Genomic DNA, 18262 nt, shown 5'->3' with positions numbered 1-18262 from the left:
GATGAGTGACTATAAATCAACCCTGAATTTGCCGGAAACAGGGTTCCCGATGCGCGGCGATCTCGCCAAGCGCGAACCGGGAATGCTGGCGCGTTGGACCGATGATGACCTGTACGGCATCATTCGTGCAGCCAAAAAAGGCAAAAAAACCTTCATTCTGCATGATGGCCCTCCCTATGCGAATGGCAGCATTCATATTGGTCACTCGGTTAACAAGATTCTGAAAGACATTATCGTGAAGTCCAAAGGACTCGCGGGCTATGACTCGCCTTACGTTCCGGGCTGGGACTGCCACGGTCTGCCAATCGAGCTGAAAGTCGAGCAAGAGTTCGGCAAGCCAGGTGAGAAGTTCACCGCCGCCGAGTTCCGTGCGAAGTGCCGCGAATACGCAGCCACGCAGGTTGACGGTCAGCGTGCTGACTTCATCCGTCTGGGCGTACTGGGCGACTGGTCGCACCCGTACCTGACCATGGACTTCAAAACGGAAGCCAACATTATCCGTGCGCTGGGCAAAATCATCGGTAACGGCCACCTGCACAAAGGCGCTAAGCCGGTGCACTGGTGCGTGGACTGCCGTTCTGCGCTGGCAGAAGCGGAAGTGGAGTATTACGACAAAACCTCTCCGTCTATCGACGTGGCCTTCCACGCGGTGGATCAGGATGCGGTAAAAGCCAAATTTGGCGTCGCCTCGGTAAACGGCCCGATCTCTCTGGTGATTTGGACCACCACCCCGTGGACCCTGCCAGCCAACCGTGCGATCTCCCTGTCCGGTGAGTTCGAATACGCGCTGGTGCAGATTGACGGTCAGGCGGTTATCCTGGCGAAAGATCTGGTTGAGAGCGTGCTGAAGCGCGCGCATATCACTGACTACACCGTGCTGGGCACCGTGAAAGGTGATGCCCTGGAGCTGATGCGCTTCAAACACCCGTTCCTGGACTTCGACGTTCCGGCGATCCTCGGCGACCACGTGACGCTGGAAGCGGGTACCGGTGCGGTACATACCGCCGGTGGCCACGGTCCTGACGACTACAACATCAGCCTGAAGTACGGTCTGGAAATCGCTAACCCGGTTGGCCCGGACGGTTCTTACCTGCCTGGCACCTACCCGGCGCTGGACGGTATCAACGTCTTCAAAGCGAACGACATTATCGTCGACATGCTGCGTACCAGCGGCGCGCTGCTGCACGTTGAAAAAATGCAGCACAGCTATCCGTGCTGCTGGCGTCACAAGACCCCGATCATCTTCCGTGCGACCCCGCAGTGGTTCGTCAGCATGGATCAGAAGGGCCTGCGCGAGCAGTCTCTGAAAGAGATCAAAGGCGTGCAGTGGATCCCGGACTGGGGCCAGGCGCGTATCGAATCCATGGTGGCTAACCGTCCTGACTGGTGTATCTCCCGTCAGCGTACCTGGGGCGTGCCGATGTCGCTGTTCGTGCATAAAGAGACGCAGGAGCTGCACCCGAATACCCTGGAACTGATGGAAGAAGTGGCGAAGCGCGTCGAAGTTGACGGCATCCAGGCGTGGTGGGATCTCGACGCCCGCGACATCCTGGGCGCTGATGCGGATAACTACGAGAAAGTGCCGGATACCCTGGACGTGTGGTTCGATTCCGGGTCTACCCACTCCTCCGTGGTTGACGTGCGTCCGGAGTTTGCCGGTCACGCTGCCGATATGTATCTGGAAGGGTCTGACCAACACCGCGGCTGGTTCATGTCATCTCTGATGATCTCTACCGCCATGAAGGGTAAAGCGCCTTACCGTCAGGTACTGACTCACGGCTTCACCGTGGATGGTCAGGGCCGTAAGATGTCCAAATCTATCGGTAACACCGTTTCTCCGCAGGATGTGATGAACAAACTGGGCGCAGACATTCTGCGTCTGTGGGTGGCGTCGACCGACTACACCGGCGAAATGGCGGTGTCTGACGAGATCCTGAAACGCGCTGCCGACAGCTATCGTCGTATCCGTAACACCGCGCGCTTCCTGCTGGCAAACCTGAACGGGTTCGATCCGGCAAAAGACATGGTGAAACCGGAAGAGATGGTCGTGCTGGACCGCTGGGCGGTAGGCTGCGCAAAAGCGGCGCAGGAAGATATCCTGAAGGCCTACGAGTCTTATGACTTCCACGAAGTGGTGCAGCGCCTGATGCGCTTCTGCTCCATCGAGATGGGCTCGTTCTACCTCGACATTATCAAAGACCGCCAGTACACCGCGAAAGCGGACAGCGTGGCGCGTCGTAGCTGCCAGACCGCGCTGTTCCATATCGCAGAAGCGCTGGTACGCTGGATGGCGCCGATCATGTCCTTCACCGCGGATGAAATCTGGAGTTACCTGCCGGGCGATCGTGAGAAGTATGTCTTCACCGGCGAGTGGTACGAAGGTCTGTTCGATCTCTCCAGCACCGAAGCGATGAACGATGCCTTCTGGGACGAGCTGCTGAAAGTGCGTGGCGAAGTGAACAAGGTTATCGAGCAGGCGCGTGCTGATAAGAAAGTCGGCGGCTCTCTGGAAGCGGCAGTAACCCTGTACGCGGAGCCAGAGCTGGCGGCGAAGCTGACGGCGCTGGGCGATGAATTACGATTTGTCCTGTTGACCTCCGGTGCGAAAGTTGCGGATTATGCCGAGGCTTCTGCTGATGCTCAGCAGAGCGAACTGCTCAAAGGACTGAAAGTCGCGCTGAGCAAAGCCGACGGTGAGAAATGCCCGCGTTGCTGGCATTACACCACCGATGTCGGTCAGGTGGCGGAACACGCAGACATCTGCGGACGCTGTGTAAGCAACGTCGCCGGTGACGGCGAAAAACGTAAGTTTGCCTGATGAGTAAAACTCTCTGTTCAACAGGACTGCGCTGGCTGTGGCTGGTTGTGGTGGTGCTGATTATTGATCTGGGCAGCAAGTTCCTGATCCTCCAGAATTTTGCTCTGGGGGAGACGGTCCCGCTGTTCCCGTCGCTTAACCTGCACTACGCGCGCAACTACGGTGCGGCGTTCAGTTTCCTTGCTGACAGCGGTGGCTGGCAGCGCTGGTTCTTTGCGGGTATCGCTCTCGGTATCTGCGTGATCCTGGCGGTGCTGATGTACCGCTCGAAGGCAACGCAGAAGCTGAATAACATCGCCTACGCGCTGATCATTGGCGGCGCGCTGGGCAACCTGTTTGATCGCCTGTGGCACGGCTTTGTGGTCGATATGATCGACTTCTACGTCGGCGACTGGCACTTCGCGACCTTTAACCTCGCTGATAGCGCCATTTGCATCGGTGCGGCGTTAATCGTGCTGGAAGGCTTCTTGCCTAAACCCCCTGCGAAAGAGCAGGCGTAAGCATCAATGCCGGGTGGCGCTACGCTTACCCGGCCTACAGAATTTGTGGCTTCCCGTAGGCCCGGTAAGCGTAGCGCCACCGGGCAACAGGTGACCCAAAACAAGCGAGCAATTTGCATGTCTAAATCCGTACAGAGCAACAGCGCGGTTCTCGTTCACTTCACGCTGAAGCTGGATGATGGTTCAACGGCTGAGTCCACCCGCAATAACGGCAAACCGGCCCTGTTTCGTCTTGGCGATACCTCCCTGTCTGAAGGTCTTGAGCAGCAGCTTCTGGGCCTGAAAGAGGGCGAGAAAAAAGCCTTTTCGCTGGAGCCGGATGCGGCATTTGGCGTGCCAAGCCCGGACCTGATCCAGTATTTCTCGCGCCGCGAGTTTATGGACGCAGGTGAACCGGAAATCGGCGCGATTATGCTCTTTACCGCTATGGACGGCAGCGAAATGCCCGGCGTGATCCGCGAAATCAACGGCGACTCGATTACCGTTGACTTCAACCATCCGCTTGCCGGGCGTACCGTTCATTTTGATGTTGAAGTGCTGGAAATCGATCCGGCACTGGAGGCCTGAAATGCAGATCCTGTTGGCTAACCCGCGCGGCTTCTGCGCCGGTGTAGACCGCGCTATCAGCATTGTTGAAAACGCGCTGGAGATTTACGGCGCGCCGATTTATGTACGTCACGAAGTGGTGCATAACCGCTACGTGGTCGACAGCCTGCGCGAACGCGGTGCCATCTTTATCGAGCAGATCAGCGAAGTGCCTGACGGTGCGATCCTGATTTTCTCCGCACACGGCGTCTCTCAGGCGGTCCGTAACGAAGCCAAAAGCCGCGATCTGACCGTCTTCGATGCCACCTGCCCATTGGTGACCAAGGTGCATATGGAAGTGGCGCGCGCCAGCCGCCGTGGTGAAGAGTCGATCCTGATTGGCCATGCAGGTCATCCGGAAGTCGAAGGCACCATGGGCCAGTACAGCAACCCTGAAGGGGGAATGTACCTGGTTGAGTCGCCTGAAGATGTCTTCACGCTGAACGTGAAAAACGAAGCGCGTCTGTCGTTTATGACCCAGACGACGCTCTCCGTCGACGATACCTCAGACGTGATTGATGCCCTGCGTCAGCGCTTCCCGAAAATCGTCGGGCCGCGCAAGGACGACATCTGCTACGCCACCACCAATCGTCAGGAAGCGGTGCGCGCACTGGCTGAACAGGCGGACGTGGTGCTGGTGGTCGGCTCTAAGAACTCCTCCAACTCTAACCGTCTGGCTGAACTGGCACAGCGAATGGGGAAGGCGGCGTTCCTGATCGACGATGCCACGGATATTCAGGAAGTGTGGGTTAAAGACGCGGCCTGCGTAGGCGTGACGGCCGGGGCATCCGCGCCCGATATTCTGGTACAAAACGTCATTTCGCGTTTGCAGGAGCTGGGCGGCGGTGAAGCGGTGCCGCTGGAAGGACGCGAAGAGAATATTGTTTTCGAAGTGCCGAAAGAGCTGAGAATCGACGCCCGCGAAGTCGAATAGTCCCTTTTCTGATGAAAGGCCAGCACCTCCTGTGCTGGCCTTTTTTTTACCCGTTACTTTATCGTGACGACAAAATCATGTCTTTTACTGATATTTAAGTCGGTTTCACGTTAAATTCTAATTATCGGTGTTTTCAGTTGGCAGTGCTCAGAAAGGCTGGTTAATCTGAAAACGGTTTACATCATTTTAACGTAAGAGAATAACTATGCATGATGCACAGATCCGTGTCGCCATTGCGGGCGCGGGTGGACGTATGGGCCGTCAGCTGATTCAGGCGGCACTTCAGATGGATGGCGTAGCACTTGGCGCGGCGCTGGAGCGTGACGGTTCATCACTTCTGGGGACCGATGCTGGTGAGCTGGCGGGCGCGGGAAAGACCGGCGTCACCGTACAAAGCAGCCTGGACGCGGTTAAAGATGACTTCGATGTGTTCATCGATTTTACCCGTCCTGAAGGGACGCTCACGCATCTGGCGTTTTGCCGTCAGCACGGCAAGGGGATGGTGATCGGCACCACCGGTTTTGACGATGCGGGCAAGCAGGCTATCCAGGATGCATCCAAAGAGATTGCGATTGTCTTCGCCGCAAACTTTAGCGTGGGCGTTAACGTCATGCTGAAGCTGCTGGAGAAGGCGGCGAAGGTGATGGGCAACTACACCGATATTGAGATTGTCGAAGCTCACCACCGCTATAAGGTTGATGCGCCATCAGGCACGGCGCTGGCAATGGGCGAAGCGATTGCTCATGCACTTGATAAAGATTTAAAAGACTGCGCGGTCTATGCCCGCGAAGGCCACACCGGGGAGCGCGTGCCGGGCACCATTGGTTTCGCAACCGTCCGGGCGGGTGACATCGTCGGCGAACATACCGCGATGTTCGCCGATATTGGCGAACGCGTCGAGATTACGCATAAAGCGTCCAGCCGAATGACGTTTGCCAATGGTGCCGTTCGATCCGCCTTGTGGCTGAAAGAGAAGAAAAATGGTCTTTTTGATATGAGAGATGTGCTTGATCTCAACAATCTGTAAGCATTATTACCCATCGTGATGTGGTTATTGCAGTCGTAATCCTTTGATTGCATAGGGCAATAATTTATTGCCCTTTTATTTTATCTGTTTCGTGCTCATTTCGTTCCTTTAGCCTTGAAAGTATAGCTATTCCACTTAATTCTCGTTACTGAAATGTAAATTTTGACCATTTGGTCCACTTTTTGATGCTGTGCCGACTCATTTTTCATTAAAACCGGTGCGCAAGCGTTTTCCGCAGTGATTTACCTGATCTTTTTGTCGCTTAAGCTTCACTCACCTCGTCAGATACGCAAAAGACTAAACAAAATATCGGTTTTAAGTTGACTTTTACCCACCAAATCTCCAGAATGCCGCCGTTTGCCAAAAATCCGCTGGCAACACATTTGCATTGATCCATGACATGGTTATGAATTAATATGCAAATAAAGTGAGTGAATATTCTCTGGAGGGTGTTTTGATTAAGTCAGCGCTATTGGTTCTGGAAGACGGAACCCAGTTTATCGGTCGGGCCATAGGGGCAACGGGTTCGGCGGTTGGGGAAGTCGTTTTCAATACTTCAATGACCGGTTATCAAGAAATCCTCACTGATCCTTCCTATTCTCGCCAAATCGTTACTCTTACTTATCCTCATATCGGCAATGTCGGCACCAATGCGGCTGACGAAGAATCCTCTCAGGTACATGCGCAGGGCCTGGTCATTCGTGACCTGCCGCTGATTGCCAGCAACTTCCGCAATACCGAAGACCTCTCTTCTTACCTGAAGCGCCATAACATCGTGGCGATTGCCGATATCGATACCCGTAAGTTAACGCGTCTGCTGCGCGAGAAGGGTGCACAGAACGGCTGCATCATCGCGGGTGATAACCTCGATGCGACGCTGGCGCTGGAAAAAGCGAAAGCCTTCCCGGGCCTGAACGGCATGGACCTGGCGAAAGAAGTCACTACCGCAGAAGCCTACAGCTGGACGCAGGGTAGCTGGACGCTGGAAGGCGACCTGCCGGAAGCGAAAAAAGAGAGCGAGCTGCCGTTCCACGTGGTGGCCTACGATTTCGGCGCCAAGCGCAACATCCTGCGCATGCTGGTTGACCGCGGCTGCCGCCTGACGGTGGTGCCGGCACAAACGTCTGCTGAAGACGTACTGAAGATGAATCCGGACGGTATTTTCCTGTCCAACGGCCCTGGCGACCCGGCGCCGTGCGATTACGCCATCGCTGCCATCAAGTCCTTCCTGGAAACCGACATCCCGGTATTCGGCATCTGCCTCGGCCATCAGCTGCTGGCGCTGGCGAGCGGTGCGAACACCGTCAAGATGAAGTTCGGCCACCACGGTGGTAACCACCCGGTGAAAGATATCGATAACAACACGGTGATGATCACCGCGCAGAACCATGGCTTTGCCGTCGATGAGGCCTCAATGCCAGCTAACCTGCGCGTGACCCATAAGTCGCTGTTCGATGGCACCCTGCAGGGGATTCATCGCACCGATAAGCCAGCGTTCAGCTTCCAGGGGCATCCGGAAGCCAGCCCGGGCCCACACGACGCCGCGCCGCTGTTCGATCACTTCATCGAACTTATCGAGCAATACCGTAAGACCGCTAAATAATCAGGAGCCGAGAAGACAATGCCAAAACGTACAGACATAAAAAGCATCCTGATCCTTGGCGCTGGCCCGATCGTCATCGGCCAGGCCTGCGAATTCGACTACTCCGGCGCGCAGGCGTGTAAAGCCCTGCGTGAAGAGGGTTACCGCGTCATCCTGGTTAACTCTAACCCGGCTACCATCATGACCGACCCGGAAATGGCAGATGCGACCTACATCGAGCCGATTCACTGGGAAGTGGTGCGTAAAATCATCGAGAAAGAGCGTCCGGACGCGGTGCTGCCAACCATGGGCGGCCAGACGGCGCTGAACTGCGCGCTCGAGCTGGAGCGTCAGGGCGTGCTGGCCGAATTCGGCGTCACCATGATTGGTGCGACCGCCGACGCGATTGATAAAGCCGAAGACCGTCGCCGCTTCGACGTGGCGATGAAGAAAATCGGCCTCGACACCGCGCGCTCCGGTATCGCACACAACATGGAAGAAGCGCTGGCCGTTGCGGCTGACGTGGGCTATCCGTGCATCATCCGTCCATCGTTCACCATGGGCGGCACCGGCGGCGGTATCGCTTACAACCGTGAAGAGTTCGAAGAAATTTGCGAACGCGGTCTGGATCTCTCTCCAACCAAAGAGCTGCTGATTGATGAATCGCTGATTGGCTGGAAAGAGTACGAGATGGAAGTAGTGCGTGATAAAAACGACAACTGCATCATCGTCTGCTCCATCGAAAACTTCGATGCGATGGGTATCCACACCGGCGACTCCATCACCGTTGCGCCAGCCCAGACGCTGACCGACAAAGAGTACCAAATCATGCGTAACGCCTCGATGGCGGTACTGCGTGAAATCGGCGTGGAAACAGGTGGTTCAAACGTGCAGTTCTCCGTGAACCCGAAAACCGGCCGCCTGATTGTTATCGAAATGAACCCGCGCGTGTCCCGCTCCTCCGCGCTGGCCTCTAAAGCGACCGGCTTCCCGATTGCGAAAGTGGCGGCGAAACTGGCGGTGGGTTATACCCTCGACGAGCTGATGAACGACATCACCGGTGGCCGCACCCCTGCGTCCTTCGAGCCGTCCATCGACTACGTTGTGACCAAAATTCCACGCTTTAACTTCGAGAAATTTGCAGGCGCGAATGACCGTCTGACCACCCAGATGAAATCTGTCGGGGAAGTGATGGCGATTGGCCGTACGCAGCAGGAATCCCTGCAAAAAGCGCTGCGCGGTCTGGAAGTGGGCGCGACCGGTTTCGACCCGAAAGTGAGCCTGGACGACCCGGAAGCGCTGACCAAAATCCGCCGCGAGCTGAAAGACGCGGGTGCAGAGCGTATCTGGTACATCGCCGATGCCTTCCGTGCCGGTCTGTCCGTCGACGGCGTGTTCAACCTGACTAACATCGACCGCTGGTTCCTGGTGCAGATTGAAGAGCTGGTGCGTCTGGAAGAGAAAGTGGCCGAGCTGGGCATCAACGGCCTGGACGCTGACTTCCTGCGCGTGCTGAAGCGTAAAGGCTTCGCCGATGCGCGTTTGGCTAAGCTGGCGGGCGTGCGCGAAGCGGAAATCCGCAAGCTGCGCGACCAGTATGACCTGCACCCGGTCTACAAGCGCGTGGACACCTGTGCGGCTGAATTCTCGACCGACACCGCGTACATGTACTCCACCTATGAAGACGAGTGCGAAGCGAACCCGTCCGTCGACCGCGACAAGATTATGGTGCTGGGCGGTGGTCCAAACCGTATCGGCCAGGGCATCGAGTTCGACTACTGCTGCGTACACGCCTCGCTGGCGCTGCGCGAAGACGGTTACGAGACCATCATGGTCAACTGTAACCCGGAAACCGTCTCCACCGACTACGACACCTCCGACCGCCTCTACTTCGAGCCGGTTACCCTGGAAGACGTGCTGGAAATCGTGCGCATCGAGAAGCCAAAAGGCGTTATCGTGCAGTATGGTGGCCAGACTCCGCTGAAGCTGGCGCGCGCGCTGGAAGCGGCAGGCGTACCGGTTATCGGTACCAGCCCGGATGCGATTGACCGTGCGGAAGACCGCGAGCGTTTCCAGCAGGCGGTTGACCGTCTGAAGCTGAAACAGCCAGCGAACGCCACGGTGACGGCCATCGAACAGGCCGTTGAGAAGGCGAAAGAGATTGGCTACCCGCTGGTGGTGCGTCCTTCCTACGTGCTGGGCGGCCGCGCGATGGAAATCGTCTACGACGAAGCCGACCTGCGTCGCTACTTCCAGACGGCGGTGAGCGTCTCCAACGATGCGCCAGTGCTGCTCGACCGCTTCCTCGACGATGCGGTAGAAGTGGACGTTGATGCCATCTGCGACGGCGAAATGGTGCTGATTGGCGGCATCATGGAGCATATCGAGCAGGCGGGCGTGCACTCCGGTGACTCTGCCTGTTCTCTGCCAGCGTACACCCTGAGCCAGGAAATTCAGGATGTGATGCGCCAACAGGTGCAGAAGCTGGCCTTCGAGCTGCAGGTTCGCGGCCTGATGAACGTCCAGTTCGCGGTGAAAGATAACGAAGTCTACCTGATTGAAGTCAACCCGCGTGCGGCACGTACCGTACCGTTCGTCTCCAAAGCCACCGGTATTCCGCTGGCGAAAGTGGCGGCACGCGTGATGGCAGGCCAGACGCTGGCACAGCAGGGCGTGACCAAAGAGATCATTCCACCGTACTACTCGGTGAAAGAAGTGGTGCTGCCGTTCAACAAATTCCCGGGCGTTGACCCACTGTTAGGGCCAGAAATGCGCTCAACCGGGGAAGTGATGGGCGTAGGCCGCACCTTCGCAGAAGCGTTCGCGAAGGCGCAGCTGGGCAGTAGCTCAACCATGAGAAAATCGGGCCGTGCGCTGCTCTCCGTTCGCGAAGGCGACAAAGAGCGCGTGGTTGACCTTGCGGCCAAGCTGCTGAAGCAGGGCTTTGAGCTGGACGCGACCCACGGTACGGCGATTGTGCTGGGTGAAGCGGGCATCAACCCGCGTCTGGTGAACAAGGTGCATGAAGGTCGTCCGCACATTCAGGATCGTATCAAGAATGGCGAATACACCTACATCATCAACACCACCGCAGGCCGCCAGGCGATTGAAGACTCCAAGCTGATTCGCCGCAGCGCGCTGCAGTATAAAGTGCACTACGACACCACCCTGAACGGCGGTTTCGCAACAGCCATGGCGCTGAACGCGGATGCCACCGAGAAGGTGATTTCGGTTCAGGAAATGCACGCGCAGATTAGCAAGTAATCTGCGTAGGCCCGGCAAGCGGTAGCGCAGCCGGGCAAATGGCGGGTGGCGCTTCGCTTACCCGCCCTACTTTTTTTCTTTATCCATCTTCAGAACCTTCTGGTTTTTCATCCGCATTCAGTGAGTTAGCCTAAAATCATTAGGTCGATAACGAAATTCAACTGAGAGCAGGGGAAAACACCATGCAAAATAAATTACTGATCGCCACCCTTCTTGCCGCCACTGCAACGTTTACCGTCGCGGGCTGTTCCTCTAACCAGGCAGTGAAAACCACCGATGGCAAAACCATTGTCACCGACGGAAAACCACAGGTCGATGATGATACCGGTCTGGTGTCGTATAAAAATGCGGAAACGGGTCAGACCGAGCAGATCAACCGCGATCAGGTTAAATCAATGGGCGAGCTGGATAACTAATAAAAAAGCCGTGGCGTTTGCCACGGCTTTTAGTCTTTCAGGAACGATTACCAGCGGTGGTTCAGCAGGATATGACCGCCATAAGCAGCATAGCTGTTTTCACCCCACTCGCCGCTGGCGCGCAGGGACAGCGTGGTGGTGTCGTTCAGGTTACCGGTGACGCCCAGTTCCAGCTGCCCACGATCTTCCGGCGTATCGTTGCTGACGGTCTCGCCGTTAAACGCCAGATCGTTTTGACCCGCACCTTTCAGCCAGTTCACGGCAACGTACGGCTGCCAGGCTTTCACATCTTTCTGCTGGAAGTAGCTTGATTTGACGCCCAGACGACCAAACAGACCGTCGTTGTCCAGCGTTGTCACCCGCACGCCGTCGCGATCGGTATGATTTTCCTGATCCAGATAGCTGTAGACGATCTGGGCCTGCGGTTCGATTTTCCAGGTGCGCTCATTCTCTGAATCAACCACCCACGCATGGCCCACTTCGACGGAAGCGGCAAAACCGGTGCTGTCGTAGTCTTCATCGTTGCGATTGCTGGTCACTTTATTGTTGTACCAGCTGTAGGCGGCCCAGGTATCAACGTAGCTGCCCAGGCGCAGCTTCTGATCTTCCTGCCAGGTTGCATACAGGCCGACGTTAAAGCCGTCCACTTTGCCCTGCGCATCACGCACGTTGTGTTTTGCATCAGAGTGGGTTTTCGCCTGACCGGCCCCGAACATGCCGCCCGCACGCAGAATACCGTTGTCCATAGGCTTGCTCATAAAGTCGCTGCCTACCTGAAGCACGGTGGTGGTGGTGTCATAGCTGACTTTGTCGCCGCCTGCATTGTTTTCATGGTAGCGACCTTTGACGTACATCCAGGTGTTGAGGTCTTCTTCATTACGGAAGGTGATCTGATCGCGATCGTCACGCTTGTGCAGGAACATGCTCTGCGCGGCAAGGTAGTTGCCTAAGTAAGCGCCAACCTCCGGAGCCATGACTTCAGGACCGCTGTTGCCGCCGTTGTCAGTGTTACCGCCGTTGTCGGTGTTGCCGCCGTTGTCAGTGTTACCGCCGTTGTCAGTGTTGCCACCGTTGTCGGTGTTACCGCCGTTGTCGGTGTTACCGCCATCATCGGTATTATCAGACGGTTCATCGGAAGGCGTGGCCTTTGACTCCAGGTACCAGTTGCCGTTGCTGTGCTGATAGAGATTATATTCCCACGCACCGGCAACCACCGGTTTGGCAAGGGTCAACTGGGCTTCGGAGCTGCCGCCAACGCTGACAATTTCCATGCCGTTAACGGTTTGCGCGCCCAGGCCGCCAATGTTGTTAACGCTGACGTCGGACTGGCCAAAGCTGCTGCCGGTAATGGTGAGATGATCGGTTGGCGAGTTGTCTTCACCCAGGGTACTGTTCATCACGATCTGACTGCCCGCAGAGCCGGTATAGTCGCCGTTAATGGTGAAATTATTGCCAACGCTGTTATTGGCGGCGCTGAGTAACAGTGTGCCACCGTTGGTGACGTTGCCGTTGACTGTATCGATACCTGAAACGCTCAGCGTATCGTTACCCTGAATCGCATTCCATGCTGCCAGCGTACCACCCGTGAGGATGTTGATATTGTCGTTTACTTCGCCAGCAGTGGCAAACTGAGCGCCATTTTCGACAGTAATCGTCGCGTTGCTACTCTTTGTACCAAGCGTTGAACCAACAGCGACCAGCGTGGTGCCGCTATGCAGAACGGTATCACCCGTGTAGGTGTTTTTGCCGGTTAGCGTCAGGGTGTTGGAATCCACTTTTTCAACATTGCCGCTACCGGTAATGCCGGTGGCGAACGCCGTATTACTGCCCTGATTAAAAATAAGGGTGCCGTTGTTGGTCAGTCCACCGCTCAGCGTCGCGGTTTTCGTGCCATCACCCAACTGGAGAGAAGCATCTTTGGCAATGAGAGTCGTACCTGCATTAGACACATTCCCCGACAGGATTAAATCACCGCTGTTAACCAGCAGCGAATTGCCAGAACCGATAATGTCGATATTCCCTGAGAGCGCCCAGCTTTCGCCGTCCATTTCTAAAGAAGCAAAGCCATCGCCTTCCGATAAGCCAACAAAATTGCTGTCTTCTGTGCCGGTTCCTGCCAGGGTTACCGTATTTCCTTTAGAGACGCTAGAAATGACGTCGCCTTTCAGTGACGAGCCTGTATCAAGTACCAATGTATTATTTTTGCTGCTGGCAAACGTAATCGCCGTACCGCCACCGCCAATCGAGCCCTTGTTAGTGATATCAACTTTCGCCGTATCCGTTACGTTGATGCCGTTCTGAAGGCCCTGAACGGTACCCGTGTTGATGATTTTCGAATTGCCATCGCTCAGGATAATACCGTTGTCACTCGTGCCGGTGATTGTACCGCTGTTATCTATACCGGCCCCTGTTTGAGCGCTGATACCGTTTTTACCTTTTATCACTCCCGATGACGTATTGGAAATATTTATTGCAGAGGAAGATTCACTGACAAAGATCCCATTTTCAGCGCCGGAAATATTTCCCTCATTATTTAAGTCACCCAGCATTGACTGGATGTTAATAGCGTTGCCTGTTTTAGATGTAATATTTGCGTTGAGATCATTATTAATAATGACGCGCTGCGCGCCAGTATTAATCTCTAGCCCGTTTGCCGTTCCAGAAATATTTCCCTGATTGGTGGCCGTTTTTACGTTAAACCCTGTTACGGAGACGGCCGCCTCATTCCCGGAAGAGGTGATCGTAACGTCTTTACTTATGACGTATTCAGTGTCGGCGGAGAAATCTTGCGGCACGGAGGTGGACTGGTCAATCGTACCGGAAAAGGCTACGGCGGGCGTGAATATCAACAAGGCAGGAAACAGATTGCCCAGCGTTCTGGTTGTTTTATTGAGTCTGAAATAATTGTTGCTCATGTACACATCCATTTGAATAAGAAGGGCGCGATATAACGCATTAAAATAACGTTTATATGCGAAGTAAAAGAATGAGCTCGCGACAAAGAGCATAAAATTATTATTTTTTCAATGTGTTATGTATAGATCGATTTATTAAAAAATTATTTTAGATTTTCTTAAAATATCTCATCTTTATATGGATTAATGGGAGGAATTCATGTCATGGATCTTTTGCGAAGATAAAAACGTCCTGCGAATGATGATTACCAATAGCTGCGCTTTCCTTTTCATGGCCTCTACGCCCCTTTCACCGGGCGGGTTAACTGTCTACACTCACTGCTACAAGAAGAGAAGAAGACAGGCCATTTGATGATACTCATTATTTACGCGCACCCTTATCCGCAGCACTCGCATGCGAATAAGCGGATGCTTGAGCAGGTAAGGACGCTTGATAACGCAGAGATACGTTCTCTCTATCAACTTTATCCCGATTTCAACATCGATATCGCCGCTGAACAGGAGGCGCTTTCCCGTGCCGATCTGATCGTCTGGCAGCATCCCATGCAGTGGTACAGCACGCCCCCGCTGCTGAAGCTGTGGATTGATAAGGTCTTCTCCCACGGCTGGGCGTATGGCCACAATGGTCATGCGCTAAAAGGGAAAAGCCTGATGTGGGCGGTCACCACGGGCGGAGGGGAAAGCCACTTTGATATTGGTTCCTTCCCGGGTTTTGAGGTCCTGGCACAGCCGCTGCAGGCGACCGCGCTCTACTGCGGCCTGAACTGGCTCCCGCCTTTTGCGATGCACTGCACTTTTGTCTGCGATGACGAAACGCTGCAGGCGCAGGCTCGCCATTATAAACAACGCTTACTTGAGTGGCAGGAGGCGCACCATGGATAGCCATACGCTGATACAGGCGCTGATATACCTTGGCGCAGCGGCGCTGATTGTGCCCGTGGCGGTACGCCTGGGGCTGGGCTCTGTTCTCGGCTACCTGATTGCGGGCTGCGTTATTGGACCGTGGGGCTTTCGACTGGTGACGGATGCAGAGGCGATCCTTCATTTCGCTGAAATTGGCGTTGTGCTGATGCTCTTTGTGATTGGTCTGGAGCTCGATCCGCAGCGCCTGTGGAAGCTTCGCGCCTCGGTATTTGGCGGCGGGGCGCTGCAGATGGTGGCCTGCGGCCTGCTGCTGGGTGGGTTCTGCATCCTGCTGGGCATGGACTGGAAAGTGGCAGAGCTTATCGGCATGACGCTGGCGCTTTCCTCGACCGCCATTGCCATGCAGGCCATGAACGAGCGCAATCTGACGGTCTCCCAGATGGGACGCAGCGCGTTCTCAGTGCTGCTGTTCCAGGACATTGCCGCTATCCCGCTGGTGGCGATGATTCCGCTGCTGGCGGCCAGCGGTTCCTCCACGACGCTGGGGGCGTTCGCGCTGTCGGCATTAAAAGTCGTGGGGGCGCTGGCGCTGGTGGTGCTGCTTGGTCGCTACGTCACCCGCCCGCTGCTGCGGTTCGTTGCCCGCTCGGGCCTTCGCGAAGTGTTCAGCGCCGTGGCGCTCTTCCTGGTGTTTGGTTTCGGTCTGCTGCTGGAGGAAGCTGGTCTGTCGATGGCGATGGGGGCCTTCCTGGCGGGCGTTCTGCTGGCGAGTTCCGAATACCGTCACGCGCTGGAAAGCGATATCGAGCCGTTCAAAGGCTTGCTGCTGGGGCTGTTTTTCATCGGCGTAGGGATGTCCGTCGACTTTGGCACGCTGGTGACGCACCCGCTGCGGATCGTCGTCCTGCTGGTCGGCTTCCTGATCATTAAAATGGCGATGCTGTGGCTGATTGCGCGTCCGCTGAAGGTGCCGAATAAGCAGCGCAGCTGGTTTGCGGTTCTGCTGGGGCAGGGGAGCGAATTTGCGTTCGTGGTCTTTGGCGCGGCGCAGATGGCAAACGTCCTCGATCCCGAGTGGGCAAAAGCGCTGACGCTGGCAGTCGCACTGTCGATGGCCGCGACGCCCGTTCTGCTGGTGGTGCTGACGCGTCTGGAAAAATCGGGTAGCGATCAGGAGCGCGAAGCCGATGAGATTGACGAGGAGCAGCCTCGCGTCATCATTGCCGGATTTGGCCGCTACGGGCAGATCGTTGGTCGTCTGTTGCTGTCCAGCGGGGTGAAAATGGTTATCCTCGATCACGACCCCGACCATGTCGATACCCTGCGTAAATTTGATATGAAGGTGTTTTACGGCGATGCAACGCGCGTCGATCTATTGGAATCCGCCGGGGCGGCGAAAGCGGAGGTATTGATTAACGCGATTGACGATCCGGAGACCAGCCTGCAGATGGTGGAAATGGCGAAAGAGCATTTTCCGGATCTAACCATCATTTCCCGCGCGCGCGATGTTGATCATTATATCCGCCTCAGGCAGGCGGGCGTCGCAGCCCCCGAGCGTGAAACCTTTGAAGGCGCGCTGAAGTCTGGCCGCATGGCGCTGGAAAACCTGGGGCTCGGCGCGTATGAAGCCCGCGAACGGGCGGATCTGTTCCGTCGCTTTAATACCGAAATGGTGGAAGAGATGGCGGCGATGGCGGGCAGTACGGCCACGGAGCGTGCGGCAGTGTTTAAACGCACCAGCGCCATGCTGACGGAAATCATCAATGAGGATCGCAATCACCTGTCGCTGATCCAGCGTCACGGCTGGCAGGGCACAGAAGAGGGCAAGCATACCGGGGATCCGTCTGACGAACCGGAGAGTAAACCTTCCGCGTGAAGTGGAGTTGCCAGCAATATTAAAAAATTTCTGTATCTTTACTCTGCCGCCAGTCGACGAAAGATTAAGCTTTCCGTATAGTGGCGGCAATTTTTTGCATCCGGGAAATTTTCAATGATCAGTCTGATTGCAGCGCTGGCGGTGGACCGCGTTATCGGTATGGAAAATGCCATGCCGTGGAACCTGCCTGCCGATCTCGCATGGTTTAAACGTACTACGTTAAACAAGCCGGTAGTGATGGGCCGCCTGACCTGGGAGTCGATTGGTCGTCCATTGCCGGGCCGTAAAAATATCGTTATCAGTAGCCAGCCGGGTACTGACGATCGCGTCGAATGGGTAAAATCCGTCGACGAGGCGATTGCTGCATGCGGCAATGCCGAAGAGATCATGGTGATTGGCGGCGGGCGCGTGTACGAGCAGTTCCTGCCTAAAGCGCAGAAGCTGTATCTGACCCATATTGATGCGGAAGTGGAAGGGGATACCCATTTCCCAGACTACGATCCGGACGAGTGGGAATCGGTATTCAGCGAATTCCACGATGCGGATGCACAGAACTCTCACAGCTACTGCTTCGAGATCCTGGAACGTCGTTAAGTGATTTGCCCTCTCCCGCCCGGGAGAGGGCATGATTCAGGAGGCGACGGCCTCACTTTCCCCTAAGTCCAGCTGTCGGTTGGACGGCTGAACAAAGTAAGCTTTATCTTCCCAGCGTAAGCAGGTTAGCTCTCCGCCCCAGCAGCATCCGGTATCCAGACCGTAAATCCCGTCCGGCGTCCCTTTTCCTTCCAGTGCAGCCCAGTGACCAAATACCACGCTGTACTCGCTTGTCACCGGCCCCGGAATGGCAAACCACGGTTTGAGCGGGGCCGGTGCGCTTTCCGGCGTCTCTTTGGAATACATGTCCAGCTGTCCGTTCGGGAAGCAGAAACGCATGCGGGTGAAGGCGTTCGTGATAAAGCGCAGACGGGCCAGACCGCTGAGATCCTCGCTCCAGTGGTTCGGCATGTCGCCGTACATGGCATCGAGGAAGAAAGGATACGAATCGCTTGCCAGCACTGCCTCAACGTCACGCGCACAGGTTTTCGCTGTTTCAAGATCCCATTGTGGCGTGATCCCGGCATGCGCCATGACCAGCTTTTTCTCTTCGTCGACCTGAAGCAGGGGCTGACGGCGCAGCCAGTTAATCAGATCGTCCGCGTCCGGCGCATCCAGCAGCGGGGTGAGGCGATCTTTTGGTTTATTGCGGCTGATCCCGGCGAACACTGCCAGCAGATGCAGATCGTGATTGCCCAGCACCATGCGCACGCTGTCGCCCAGTGATTTGACAAAACGTAATACCTCAAGAGAGCCGGGGCCACGTGCGACTAAATCGCCCGTCAGCCAGAGCGTGTCCTGTTCTGGCGTAAAGTCGACCTGTTTTAATAATGCGATCAGTTCATCGTAGCAACCGTGAACGTCGCCAATCAGATATGTAGACATTA

Annotated in this window: 13 protein-coding genes; 11 read left to right on the top strand and 2 right to left on the bottom strand. The window is 55.8% G+C overall.

The features are described 5' to 3' along the window. Position 1 precedes the first annotated feature (1 nt). The 8 genes from ileS (at position 2) to LJA86_RS15705 (ending at position 11126) form a co-directional block, all read left to right on the top strand. Positions 2-2818 (top strand): isoleucine--tRNA ligase, encoded by a 2817-nt coding sequence (gene ileS, locus LJA86_RS15740; protein ID WP_229226395.1) that lies wholly within the window; start codon positions 2-4, stop codon positions 2816-2818. Next, complete coding sequence (lspA, locus tag LJA86_RS15735; protein WP_229226394.1) at positions 2818-3318, top strand: signal peptidase II; 501 nt, start codon at positions 2818-2820, stop codon at positions 3316-3318. The genes ileS and lspA overlap by 1 nt, the downstream gene beginning before the upstream one ends. Before the next feature lie 117 nt (positions 3319-3435). Then, complete coding sequence (gene fkpB, locus LJA86_RS15730; protein ID WP_003856450.1) at positions 3436-3885, top strand: FKBP-type peptidyl-prolyl cis-trans isomerase; 450 nt, start codon at positions 3436-3438, stop codon at positions 3883-3885. Position 3886: 1 nt separating this feature from the next. Then, on the top strand, positions 3887-4837 hold the full coding sequence (ispH, locus tag LJA86_RS15725) for a 4-hydroxy-3-methylbut-2-enyl diphosphate reductase (RefSeq protein ID WP_045907765.1): 951 nt from the start codon (positions 3887-3889) through the stop codon (positions 4835-4837). Between the two features lie 205 nt (positions 4838-5042). Then, a complete protein-coding gene (gene dapB, locus LJA86_RS15720) occupies positions 5043-5864 on the top strand; it encodes a 4-hydroxy-tetrahydrodipicolinate reductase (RefSeq protein WP_045907766.1) in 822 nt (273 codons plus the stop codon). A gap of 454 nt (positions 5865-6318) precedes the next feature. Next, positions 6319-7467 (top strand): glutamine-hydrolyzing carbamoyl-phosphate synthase small subunit, encoded by a 1149-nt coding sequence (gene carA, locus LJA86_RS15715; RefSeq protein ID WP_010427050.1) that lies wholly within the window; start codon positions 6319-6321, stop codon positions 7465-7467. Between the two features lie 18 nt (positions 7468-7485). Next, on the top strand, positions 7486-10710 hold the full coding sequence (carB, locus tag LJA86_RS15710) for a carbamoyl-phosphate synthase large subunit (protein WP_047072642.1): 3225 nt from the start codon (positions 7486-7488) through the stop codon (positions 10708-10710). Between the two features lie 182 nt (positions 10711-10892). Then, a complete protein-coding gene (locus tag LJA86_RS15705; RefSeq protein WP_021240552.1) occupies positions 10893-11126 on the top strand; it encodes a YgdI/YgdR family lipoprotein in 234 nt (77 codons plus the stop codon). Between the two features lie 47 nt (positions 11127-11173). On the opposite strand, the gene LJA86_RS15700 is transcribed toward LJA86_RS15705, so the two are convergent. Continuing rightward, positions 11174-14041: an autotransporter outer membrane beta-barrel domain-containing protein gene (locus tag LJA86_RS15700; protein ID WP_229226393.1), complete on the bottom strand. Its 2868-nt coding sequence runs from the start codon at positions 14039-14041 to the stop codon at positions 11174-11176. A 351-nt stretch (positions 14042-14392) separates the two neighbouring features. On the opposite strand from LJA86_RS15700, the gene kefF reads away from it, so the two are divergent. The 3 genes from kefF (at position 14393) to folA (ending at position 17375) form a co-directional block, all read left to right on the top strand. Beyond that, complete coding sequence (gene kefF / locus LJA86_RS15695; RefSeq protein WP_229226392.1) at positions 14393-14923, top strand: glutathione-regulated potassium-efflux system oxidoreductase KefF; 531 nt, start codon at positions 14393-14395, stop codon at positions 14921-14923. Continuing rightward, on the top strand, positions 14916-16781 hold the full coding sequence (gene kefC, locus LJA86_RS15690; RefSeq protein WP_045907771.1) for a glutathione-regulated potassium-efflux system protein KefC: 1866 nt from the start codon (positions 14916-14918) through the stop codon (positions 16779-16781). Before kefF ends, kefC begins: the two co-directional genes overlap by 8 nt. Positions 16782-16895: 114 nt before the next feature. Continuing rightward, entirely contained in the window at positions 16896-17375 is a 480-nt protein-coding gene (gene folA, locus LJA86_RS15685) for a type 3 dihydrofolate reductase (RefSeq protein WP_008502023.1), read from the top strand. Between the two features lie 36 nt (positions 17376-17411). Here folA and apaH read toward each other — a convergent pair whose 3' ends face one another. Beyond that, entirely contained in the window at positions 17412-18260 is an 849-nt protein-coding gene (gene apaH, locus LJA86_RS15680; protein ID WP_045907773.1) for a bis(5'-nucleosyl)-tetraphosphatase (symmetrical) ApaH, read from the bottom strand. Positions 18261-18262 lie beyond the last annotated feature (2 nt).

The sequence above is a fragment of the Enterobacter sp. TCD1-1 genome, assembly GCF_020567405.1.
Taxonomy (GTDB): domain Bacteria; phylum Pseudomonadota; class Gammaproteobacteria; order Enterobacterales; family Enterobacteriaceae; genus Enterobacter; species Enterobacter quasiroggenkampii.
This window is presented reverse-complemented; position numbering and strand designations above follow the sequence as displayed.